General features: G+C 44.4%; 15 protein-coding genes. 7 read left to right on the forward strand and 8 right to left on the reverse strand.

Annotated elements, in window-relative coordinates:
- Positions 1 to 157 precede the first annotated feature (157 nt).
- From CAG68_RS03345 to CAG68_RS03360, 4 genes are all read left to right on the forward strand, one after another.
- Complete coding sequence (locus CAG68_RS03345) at positions 158 to 367, forward strand: cold-shock protein (protein WP_005375625.1); 210 nt, start codon at positions 158 to 160, stop codon at positions 365 to 367.
- 89 nt (positions 368 to 456) lie between these two features.
- A complete protein-coding gene (locus CAG68_RS03350) occupies positions 457 to 1,002 on the forward strand; it encodes a YaeQ family protein (RefSeq protein ID WP_005375627.1) in 546 nt (181 codons plus the stop codon).
- Positions 989 to 1,531, forward strand: coding sequence for a hypothetical protein (locus CAG68_RS03355; RefSeq protein ID WP_017635869.1), 543 nt, complete (start codon positions 989 to 991; stop codon positions 1,529 to 1,531). Before CAG68_RS03350 ends, CAG68_RS03355 begins: the two co-directional genes overlap by 14 nt.
- A gap of 111 nt (positions 1,532 to 1,642) precedes the next feature.
- A complete protein-coding gene (locus tag CAG68_RS03360) occupies positions 1,643 to 2,002 on the forward strand; it encodes a glutaredoxin family protein (RefSeq protein ID WP_005375631.1) in 360 nt (119 codons plus the stop codon).
- A 191-nt stretch (positions 2,003 to 2,193) separates the two neighbouring features.
- Here the strand turns inward: CAG68_RS03360 and CAG68_RS03365 are convergent, their stop codons facing one another.
- The gene (locus tag CAG68_RS03365; protein ID WP_025768460.1) at positions 2,194 to 2,820 is read right to left on the reverse strand and encodes an OmpA family protein; all 627 of its coding nucleotides are present in this window, start codon (positions 2,818 to 2,820) and stop codon (positions 2,194 to 2,196) included.
- Between the two features lie 282 nt (positions 2,821 to 3,102).
- Between CAG68_RS03365 and CAG68_RS03370 the strand changes: the two genes are divergently transcribed.
- On the forward strand, positions 3,103 to 3,735 hold the full coding sequence (locus tag CAG68_RS03370) for a thiol:disulfide interchange protein DsbA/DsbL (protein WP_005375635.1): 633 nt from the start codon (positions 3,103 to 3,105) through the stop codon (positions 3,733 to 3,735).
- A 13-nt stretch (positions 3,736 to 3,748) separates the two neighbouring features.
- Positions 3,749 to 4,222: an FKBP-type peptidyl-prolyl cis-trans isomerase gene (locus CAG68_RS03375; protein WP_017635867.1), complete on the forward strand. Its 474-nt coding sequence runs from the start codon at positions 3,749 to 3,751 to the stop codon at positions 4,220 to 4,222.
- Positions 4,223 to 4,304: 82 nt separating this feature from the next.
- Here the strand turns inward: CAG68_RS03375 and cyoE are convergent, their stop codons facing one another.
- Genes cyoE through CAG68_RS03395 form a run of 4 tightly spaced genes read right to left on the reverse strand, consistent with a single transcriptional unit; the run spans position 4,305 to position 7,545 of the window.
- Positions 4,305 to 5,204 carry a heme o synthase gene (cyoE, locus tag CAG68_RS03380; protein WP_054728919.1) on the reverse strand — a complete coding sequence of 300 codons (900 nt, stop codon included), beginning with the start codon at positions 5,202 to 5,204 and terminating at the stop codon, positions 4,305 to 4,307.
- Positions 5,197 to 6,216, reverse strand: coding sequence for a COX15/CtaA family protein (locus tag CAG68_RS03385; RefSeq protein ID WP_017635865.1), 1,020 nt, complete (start codon positions 6,214 to 6,216; stop codon positions 5,197 to 5,199). Before CAG68_RS03385 ends, cyoE begins: the two co-directional genes overlap by 8 nt.
- 11 nt (positions 6,217 to 6,227) lie before the next feature.
- Positions 6,228 to 6,764, reverse strand: a complete 537-nt coding sequence (locus tag CAG68_RS03390) for a hypothetical protein (protein ID WP_054728922.1) — start codon at positions 6,762 to 6,764, stop codon at positions 6,228 to 6,230.
- Complete coding sequence (locus CAG68_RS03395) at positions 6,754 to 7,545, reverse strand: SURF1 family protein (RefSeq protein ID WP_161440794.1); 792 nt, start codon at positions 7,543 to 7,545, stop codon at positions 6,754 to 6,756. The genes CAG68_RS03390 and CAG68_RS03395 overlap by 11 nt, the downstream gene beginning before the upstream one ends.
- On the opposite strand from CAG68_RS03395, the gene CAG68_RS03400 reads away from it, so the two are divergent.
- The gene (locus tag CAG68_RS03400; protein ID WP_161440793.1) at positions 7,544 to 7,780 is read left to right on the forward strand and encodes a DUF2909 domain-containing protein; all 237 of its coding nucleotides are present in this window, start codon (positions 7,544 to 7,546) and stop codon (positions 7,778 to 7,780) included. The genes CAG68_RS03395 and CAG68_RS03400 overlap by 2 nt on opposite strands.
- A 24-nt stretch (positions 7,781 to 7,804) precedes the next feature.
- On the opposite strand, the gene CAG68_RS03405 is transcribed toward CAG68_RS03400, so the two are convergent.
- The 3 genes from CAG68_RS03405 to CAG68_RS03415 form a co-directional block, all read right to left on the reverse strand.
- Positions 7,805 to 8,689, reverse strand: a complete 885-nt coding sequence (locus tag CAG68_RS03405; protein WP_054728925.1) for a cytochrome c oxidase subunit 3 — start codon at positions 8,687 to 8,689, stop codon at positions 7,805 to 7,807.
- A gap of 51 nt (positions 8,690 to 8,740) precedes the next feature.
- Positions 8,741 to 9,280: a cytochrome c oxidase assembly protein gene (locus tag CAG68_RS03410; protein WP_005385211.1), complete on the reverse strand. Its 540-nt coding sequence runs from the start codon at positions 9,278 to 9,280 to the stop codon at positions 8,741 to 8,743.
- A 20-nt stretch (positions 9,281 to 9,300) separates the two neighbouring features.
- A partial coding sequence (locus CAG68_RS03415; protein WP_202599837.1) for a cbb3-type cytochrome c oxidase subunit I occupies positions 9,301 to 9,639 on the reverse strand: 339 nt, incomplete at its 5' end.

A 9,639-nucleotide genomic window follows, 5' to 3' on the forward strand; every position in this document is an offset into this window, starting at 1 on the left:
GACTCAAACACGGCTAGAAAGAAAGTTCTTTGTTTTCACATTTCGTTGGATTACTTGTAACCCGTCGTCCTGTGGTACGCAATAGCAATTTATTTTTCCACGCTATAAGCGCCGTTGAGGCGAAAGATTACATTATTTAGATATTTAGGAAATAGACATGTCTAACACAGCTACTGGCACAGTTAAGTGGTTCAACGAAACTAAAGGCTTCGGTTTCATTCAACAAGAAAACGGTCCTGACGTATTTGCTCACTTCTCTGCAATCACTGGTGACGGCTTCCGTACTCTAGTTGAAGGCCAGAAAGTAGAATTTGTTATCTCTCAAGGTCAAAAAGGCCCTCAAGCAGAGCAAATCAAAGTACTTTAATTCTTAAAGAATTTGATACGATAGCCAGCTTTTAAAGCTGGCTATTTTTTTGCCTAAAACTTATTTTGCCAACAAAACGATATAAATCTATGGCTCTTAAACCAACCATTTACAAATTTCGTATCGCCATTTCCGATATGAATAATGACTATTACGATTCTAAAAATCTAACTATCGCCCTTCATCCTTCTGAAAAGCCGCAACGAATGTTGGCTCGCATTCTAGCTTACTGTTTAAATGCTCAAAGCAATCTGGAGTTTACAAAAGGACTCTCTACGATTGAAGAGCCTGATTTATGGCATGTTGGCGATGATCAAAGCATTACTCACTGGATTGAAATTGGCGAACCAGAACCAGACAGAATTAAGAAAGCTTCTCGCCTCGCAAAGCATGTAAAAGTTTACACTTATAACACCAAAGCGGCTGTCTGGTGGGACAAAATGTCAGGAAAGTTCTCAATGCTTCCCGTCAACGTAGAGAGCTTTGACTATGACGCTATCGACTTGATTTGTCAGCATCTTGACCGAGGTACTAGCCTTTCTGTTATGATTACTGGCAGCTCAATTTTTGTTGATATCAATGATCAACATATCGAAGTAACGGTGAAGGAACTAAAAAACCATGACGTCTCTTAGTGAACTGAGTCAAGAGATGGGATTTGAAGAAATCCCCTTTGTTAAAGAACATAAAGCAGCAAAGCGGCGTTGGTTAAAAGAACAGTCACAACTATTTACAAAAGTTTGTGAGAACAAACCCACAACAGCACCTACTCTTCACCTGCTTGGCCTTTTGACCAAATCACATATTGAAGCAAGTGCTAACTACGAGCAACATGCTCACTCTACCCAGCGTATGCAGCAAGTTCTGACTGACTCCTTGGGTAATGAGCACGCGGATAAGTTTACTAACCAATCTGCTGAAGACCTAATCTTAGTCACCCACCTTTGGTTATACACGCAAGGCTATTTAAATATGGATTTCAGCTTGGCGCACGATCATGCCGAGCAGACTCAAAATACATTGCAGCACGAACTTGTCATGAAACGCATGGACGTTGATGCATTCAGAACCGAACTCATGCAAAGTTTTTATCAAGGTAAAGAAGCCCGTCCGGCTTCAGCAAGTGGCTTTTGGGGTTGGTTTAAACGTCTATTTTCCGCATAAAATACATGGTTTTATCCATTTCAAACAACTGATAGACTTCACGCTCAGTGCAACAAGCATCATGATTGCATTCTTAAAGGACAATTACCCAATGAACATCAAGGGATCATTATGAAGTTTATCCGTTGGATTTTAGGCAAGGTTATCTTATTGCTGAACGCGGTGTTCTCACCTCGTGGTATTAAGCGCACCGCAGAAGAACAGCAACGTATTGATGAAAAAGCGAAACAATACGCACTTTACCAATTTGAAGCCTGCCCTTTTTGCGTAAAGGTCCGCCGTGCAATGAAGCGTCAATCGGTGAACATTGAGCTACGTGATGCAAAAAATAACCCGACTCATCGAGCTGAACTAGAGCAAGGTGGTGGGCGAGTTAAAGTCCCTTGCCTTCGTATCGAAAAAGATGGCGAAACACAGTGGTTATACGAGTCATCTGACATCGTCGCTTACGTTGAAAAAGAATTTGCCTAAGTTCCCCCTATGAACATTGGCGGATGTAAAAGAGGCACCTAACGGTGCCTCTTTTCTATTTTTTCTAGCTAAATGTTGCCGTGCGAGCTTTCCTTATTCAGTCTTCTTGCTCAACTCCGAACTTAAACTCCACTAAGCAAATAACGGGTATGTGAGAACAACACAACGAAGATTACCGCCTAACGTCTGCGTTATTCATCCACGATCAATGTTAGCTCTACGCGCCGATTGCAAGCTTTACCACTCGCTGTCGCATTGCTGCACTTCGGTACATACTCTCCGAAGCCTCTAGAAAACACTCGTTGACGTGGAATACTCGTCGCCAATAGTTGTTTTTCTACTTCACGAGCTCGCTTTTCAGATAGCGTGTCATTGAAGCTTTCAGCTCCCGTGCTATCCGCATGACCATCAATCACGACATCAACATCAGTTCTTCCAGCCAGATAGTGACCAATGTTTCGAATCCAGTCTTGAGATTGAGCAGATAACCGTGCAGAACCCGTTTGAAAATGCACTTGCTCTTTCAAACGTATCATCAGGTGACCACCACTGAGCGTCTCGTGAGGAATGTTATGCCTGCTCAGGAACATTTCCAGAGAGGTCACGTTTTGCGACTTTTTTACTGACGCCCTCGCCGTTTGATATGAACGAGGGGAAGAAGCCACATTGGATGCGCTCGGGTATCCCCATTCTGGGTGTCTCAGCTCAGTGTTTGATTTAGGAGCTGTATCTAAAATGTTCCCACCTGGGACCATATCTTGATCGAGGCTACTGCACCCGGCCAGAATGCCACAAACAATTAAAAACCAATGCTTCATACCATTACCAACGTAGAAAAACTCTTGTTCATTGTGTCGACAAAACACGCCGAATCTTTAGCGCTTTTGTCCACCGATTGGTTTGTCTATGCAGCGTTCATGCCACTGGAGTCAATGCAAAATCATCTCTCAAATAAAAAGCAACACTAAAATACCCTACCCTTGCAGCCCATACGTCAGGCAAAGTCTGTTACCAATGGTCTCACTTTATTGTTATTTAATGGTTTTAGTCACTATCGTTAACCGATAAACTAACGCAAATTTCTCATTTAGAGCACTACTATGTTAAAAACCATATCGAAAGGCTTTGCTGTTGTTGTTGCCGTAATGGCTTTGTCGGCATGCGATAGCGGCAAGAGTCAGCCTCAGCAAGGCAAACAATACGAAGTTTTGCCAGTATCCCTTGAAGAATATGATTTAGCTCCCCTGACTGAAGCATTCTCTTTAACTTGTGGCCACTGCCGCTCAATGGAAGAGTTTGTCCCTCAAATTGAATCATTGACCGATCAAAGCGTTGAAAAAATGCATGTAACGTTCAATGAAAGTGCACAAGTGAGCGCCATCATCTTCTATACTGCCGTAATGCAGCTTGAATCAACACCAGATAAAGCGTTTATGGCGGATCTTTTTACTGCTGTGCAAATGGGTGCCGATGCAACGGCTGAGGAACGCCAAATCGCTGTTGAGAAAGCCTTTGAGTCTCGCAACCTTATCAGCCCTTACCATTTAGATGAAGCACAGCAAAAAACGCTGTTTGAGTACATCACTAAGGCAGAAGCGATCACGACTCGCGGCCAAATTAACTCCGTTCCAGCCTTTATCGTAAACGGAAAATATCAAGTGATTACTGGTGGTCATGACAGCGTTGAAGCCATGGCAGAAACCATCAACTTTTTGCTAAAACAACCTAAATAGACAAGGAGATCACGTGTCTAAATTTTTGTTTCCTCTTATTATTTTTATTTTGGCGGGCTTTTTCATTTACCGTACTTGGACAAACCATAAAGTAGCAGATGAAAACTTTGCCAAAGGCCAAGCATTCTTACTAGAAAATGCGAAAAAAGAAGGCGTTATCACAACAGAAAGTGGCCTTCAATACATGGTTCTTGAAAAAGGCGAAGGTGAGGTTCACCCAACTGCAACAAGTAAAGTAAAAGTACACTACCACGGCACCCTGATTGATGGCACGGTATTCGATAGCTCTGTTAATCGTGGTGAGCCGATTTCATTTGGTCTTAACCAAGTCATTAAAGGCTGGCAAGAAGGTCTACAATACATTGTAGAAGGTGAGAAAATCCGCCTTTTCGTACCAAGCACGCTTGGCTATGGTAAGAGTGGCTCTGGCCCAATTCCACCAGCAAGTGTTTTGATCTTTGATGTTGAGCTGCTAGAAATTCAATAAATCTAGAAAGCTTTGTCTTAAAGCCAAAGTATCAAAACCAAAAACGCCGCGAACCACGCGGCGTTTTCTGCTTTAAGAGAGGTTAAAAACCAATATAGTGATCCGAAAGCAATGCAATGAACAACGCCAAAAGATGATAGATAGAGAATTTAAACGTCTCCATCGCGGTATTTGGCTCTGGTGCATATTTTAGCTTCCATGCTTGGTACATAAAGCCAACATTGAGTAGTAGCGAGGCAAAAAGATACACCACGCCGACCATGCCAACCAAAACCGGTAGAACACAAACCAAAGTCAATAGCACCGTATACAACAGAATAGAAGTTTTGGTGTACTCAATGCCGTGTGTCACTGGCAGCATGGGAATATCTACCTTGCGGTAATCCTCGACACGATGAATAGCGAGAGCCCAAAAATGTGGTGGCGTCCAGATAAAAATGATCATCACGAGCAGCCAAGCATTCGCATGTAATTGCCCTGTTACAGCAGTCCAACCGAGAAGAGGCGGCATCGCACCGGCAATCCCTGCAATGACGATATTTTGGGGCGTAGCACGTTTGAGGTACATTGTGTATACCATCGCATAGCCGAGCAAACTCATCAAAGTCAACCATGCCGTCAGCGGGTTGACCATCGCATATAGAAGTACAAACCCTAAGACACCTAAAACTGTAGCGAAGGCTATCACCGATGATGGCTTAGTCTCACCCGATGGCAATGGTCGTTTGTGTGTGCGTGCCATTTTCGCATCAATTCGGCGGTCAATTAGATGATTAAACGCTGCCGCAGACCCGGCCATCAGACCAATCCCCGTTAGGCCAACTACCGCCTGCAACCAGGGGAAATCATCAACCGGGGCTAAGCTCATCCCTACTACTGCCGTCACCAACATTAACGCCACCACTTTAGGTTTCGTTAACTTCAAATAAACGGAACTTAGTCGCTTTCGCCCATTTAACGACAGCGCGATTTCTTTACTCATAGCGAACTCCTTTCGCGGTGTAATTCCAAGCCGTTTTACCCTGCCACAAGTAAAACTGGCTAACACAAACGAGACTCAACATAACAGCGGCACCAAGGTTGTGCGCCACCGCGACATAGATAGGAAGTTGAAATACTACGTTGCTTACACCCAGCATAATTTGGCACACCAGAGTGAATAACAACCACCCTCCGATTCTCTGTGAATGATGAGAATCTTGCCTCATAAGCCCAATACTATAAGCCAATACCACGGTGGCGGTAACAATAGCGCCTATACGATGAGTGACGTGTATAGTCATTCTTGCCGGATACTCCAAGACACCAAATTCATAATTCTCGAATCCAGTTTGCCAGAAAGAAAACGCTTCTTTCCATGAGAGATGGCTCATCCAGTCTCCCTCACAAATCGGCAGTGTGGTACACATCAGCGCAGCATAATTTGACGAAGTCCATCCTCCAAGGAGCACTTGCACCAAAACAACCAGGAAAACCAACAATGAAAAGCCTCTCAGAGAGCTAGAAGATGGAGAGAAATAGAGATTGTTTTGCGCTTTTAATTGGCAGTAAAAAATCGCCTGTAACGCCAATAAAACAAAACCACCGAGCAAGTGAAGCATCACGATGACGGGCATTAATTTAAGAGTAACTGTCCACATTCCCAAAAGTGCCTGCCCAATCACCAATACGCTTAGCAACATCGGAATGGTTGAATTTACACGCTCAGACCTTACTGATATCGCTGCCATCGCAAAAATGACTAAACCTAACGTTCCCGCAAAATAGCGATGAATCATCTCAAGCCATGCTTTCTCATGCTCTACTGCCCGCTCGGGGAAGTTCAGGTTAGCACGTATGACGTCTTCTTCTTGATGCGGCACAGAAAAGTGCCCATAACAACCAGGCCAATCCGGGCAACCTAACCCTGCATCTGAAAGGCGAGTATATGCCCCTAACATGATCACCACGAGAGTTAGCAGCAAACTGAATCTAACCAACTGAATTAATTTCATATGCACTTCCTCTAACCGACTCGTGACAGTTTTAAGAGCTTGCGTAAGTCCGCCAACATACCTTTATTCAATAGGACTAAGTCCTCATTTGGTTTCGGCGAGTAAGACATCACCAGTTGCCCAAGAGGATCAACGATCAACATTTGCCCAGGTTTCACTTTTGCGGTAACCAATTCATTCATTTGCATCGCTAACATCGATACTTCTATGGAGTCTGAATGCTCAGTCTGCCAAACGACTGGCACTACTCGCTCTTGATACTTACCTAAAGCAACATGGCTTTGCTGAAGCAGGTAAAGCTGCTGTTTACACTGTTCAGTGCATTCGTTAGGCAATACATAAGCGAGTTGCCAAGCATGGTCTTTGAGAGGTGACTCTTGACCAAGTTGCTCTAACGTCGTGTATGGTTCGACTAACTCGCCTCTATTGGTCACTCCGCTTTGATACCACCCTTGTGTGAGAATGACTTTTGCAATGACAGCGGGAAGCGCGAACGTACAAACCAGCGCAATCAACATTAGTCGTCCTTTGGTTACTTTAGATGTCATGCTTCACCTCCATGTGACGCAACTTTTTTTGCCAACGAACAAAAACAATTAAAGTCAGTAATAAGAAAACACCTGCCATCGAAAACCATTGAATCGAATAGCCAAAATGTTTGGCACTATTGAGTGGCAATGGATTCCAAGGAAAGTCATAAGGCCAACGAATTAAATTGTCTGGCTGCAAGACTGCGGGCATAAGTTCAATATTCAGTAGCTGATTCAATTGCGCGATGTTTAGGTTTTGCACGCGAATAACATCGCCAACTTCCGGCATTAACTCTGAACTCAGTGGATTAGTAGATTTTCGGTACAGGCGTCCTGTGATGAAAGTCGAATTATCGAGTTTGGTGACCGTTGGTAACACTGAGCGTTCTGCTCTTCCCTCGACAAAACCAAGCTCCAATAACGCATAGGCACTAGGCTCATCGATCGTCAATACAATCTGAAATGCTAAATATCCCACACTGCCTTGATGCGTTTGGTTGTCTAACAAAATTACGGGAAACGCCTGAGGAACAACATTAACTTCCACTTTTTTCCCGAGGATACTTTCCTCTCGCCAGTCGTTGTCTTCAAGAACGACGCTTAGTGCTTGGTACGCACTATCCGCACGCGCGAGAATGGCTTGTTCCAATGCTTGTTTTTCTTGCCCTCTCTCAAACTGCCAAAAACCCAGTTTGACCAAAAGAGAAAACACAACCACAGTTAAACCAACTGCAACCCAAAACCGTTTCGATAGCCATAATTGTCTTGATAACAACAATGATGAAACCGGAGGTGCCATGTCCACCGTATTTCTATTCAAACTGACGCTTGTCCTTTTGCTGCTTTTCATTATCTTCAACCTCGCAAAAGCGCTTATCGAAATGGTTCGTGAAGACCCAGATAATCCTAAAAAAAGAGACAAACCCATGAGTCATTACTTAGGCCGTCGAGTCATGTTCTCCGCTTTGGTGGTCGTCCTTTTGCTTATTGCGCTCAGCTCGGGTTGGCTAGCACCAAACCCTCGCCCTTATTAGTCGAACCAAGAGTTCACACTGCGCCTAAAGTACGTAAACAAACACAAACAGACATAACCAAACCACATCCACGAAATGCCAATACCAGCTGCCCGCTTGAAAGGCAAAATGGTTCTTTGGCGAAAAGTGATCTTTAGCGATTCTGAACAGCAGCACGATCAAGAAGATAGCCCCAAGACAAACGTGTAAACCGTGGAACCCCGTCAACATGAAGAACGTGTTACCGTAAATACCGGACTGCAACGTGAGCCCTATGTCTTGATAAGCATGAACATACTCAACCGCTTGGTAATATAGGAAAAAGCCAGCAAGTACGATGGTTATCTCTAACCAAATAATCAGTGCCGTTCTTTTGTCTTGTTCAAGGCTTATATGCGCCATATGTAGCGTAATAGACGACAATAGCAGCAAGATAGTATTGGTAAGGGGTATGCCCTGCCACGGCATAGCTTGTGTTGTTTCTCCCCCCGGTGTCAGTGTGAGTGGCCACATCGCTTCGAAGGTTGGCCACAGGACTTCGTTGGTCATGAAGTTATTATCTGCCCCACCTAACCAAGGCACAGAAATCATTCTGGCGTAAAACAAGGCACCAAAAAAGGCACCAAAAAACATCACTTCAGAAAAGATAAACCAGCTCATTCCTTGGCGAAAAGAACGAGTAATTTGCGAGCTGTATTTTCCACTCAGTGATTCAGTAATCACATTACTAAACCAACCAGCCAACATGTAAAGCAAGAACAAGAAGCCCACCGCTAGCACAATGCCACCAATGGTTCCCACTGCACCGTCACTTTGTGTCCCCTGGACGGTCATGCCTGCGCCAACAGCAACCAAAAACAGAGCAAATGCACCGATGATCGGCCAGCTACTTTGAGCGGGAACATAATATGTTCCTGGCTTGTTACTCATAATTTCTCTCCTTACTGACCAACCTTGGTCTGTATCTCTCTCCCTGAGTGGCTAAGAGCCTGTAGGAGGGGGAAGTTTATAGAGTGTGTAAGACAGCGTTAACGTGTGTATAGACTCCGGCAAGTCCGGTTCGATATAAAAAATCAACGGCATTTGAGCTTGCTGTTTACCATCCAGAGGCTGCTGGTTAAAACAAAAACACTCAATCTTATTGAAGTAAGCAGCTCCAGTCCCGGGAGAAACAGAAGGAACGGCTTGCCCCACCAACTTCTGCCCGCTTTCATTAAATGCAAGGTATTCGGTTTGTACGACTTCACCTGGGTGAACATCCATCGAAATCACTTTGGGTCTAAACTCCCAAGGCATATCTGGGCTTACATGCGCCATAAATTCTACGCGAACAGTTCGGCTCATGTCCGGTTGCATACCTGTCGGTTGAATGGCGGCTACTTCACTTGTCTTTCCATTGATTCCCAGTGCGTCGCACATCACGTCATAAAGTGGGACCAGTGCATAGCCGAAGCCAAACATTAACAGGGTCGCCAAAAGCAACTTCACTGTGAGCTTCTTGTTTGATGGATTCGGTTTCATGTCACTCACCCCACTCTTTGCTAGTCAATCTTAGGCGGTGTAGTAAACGTATGATGCGGCGCAGGGCTTGGCACTGTCCACTCTAAGCCTTCCGCACGTTCCCACGGTTTTGCAGAAGCCTTCTCCCCGCCACGAATACACTTGATCACCAACCATAAGAAGATCAGTTGTGACAACCCAAATGCAAACCCACCAATTGATACTATTTGATTAACATCAGCAAACTGAATGGCGTAATCCGGTATGCGCCTTGGCATGCCTGCTAAGCCTAGGAAGTGCATTGGGAAAAACAGGACATTGACGGAAATAATTGAGCACCAGAAATGCCATAAACTCAGCTTGTGGTCGTACATATTGCC

It is taken from the genome of Vibrio sp. V42_P2S4T144, from assembly GCF_009904715.1.
GTDB lineage: Bacteria > Pseudomonadota > Gammaproteobacteria > Enterobacterales > Vibrionaceae > Vibrio > Vibrio alginolyticus.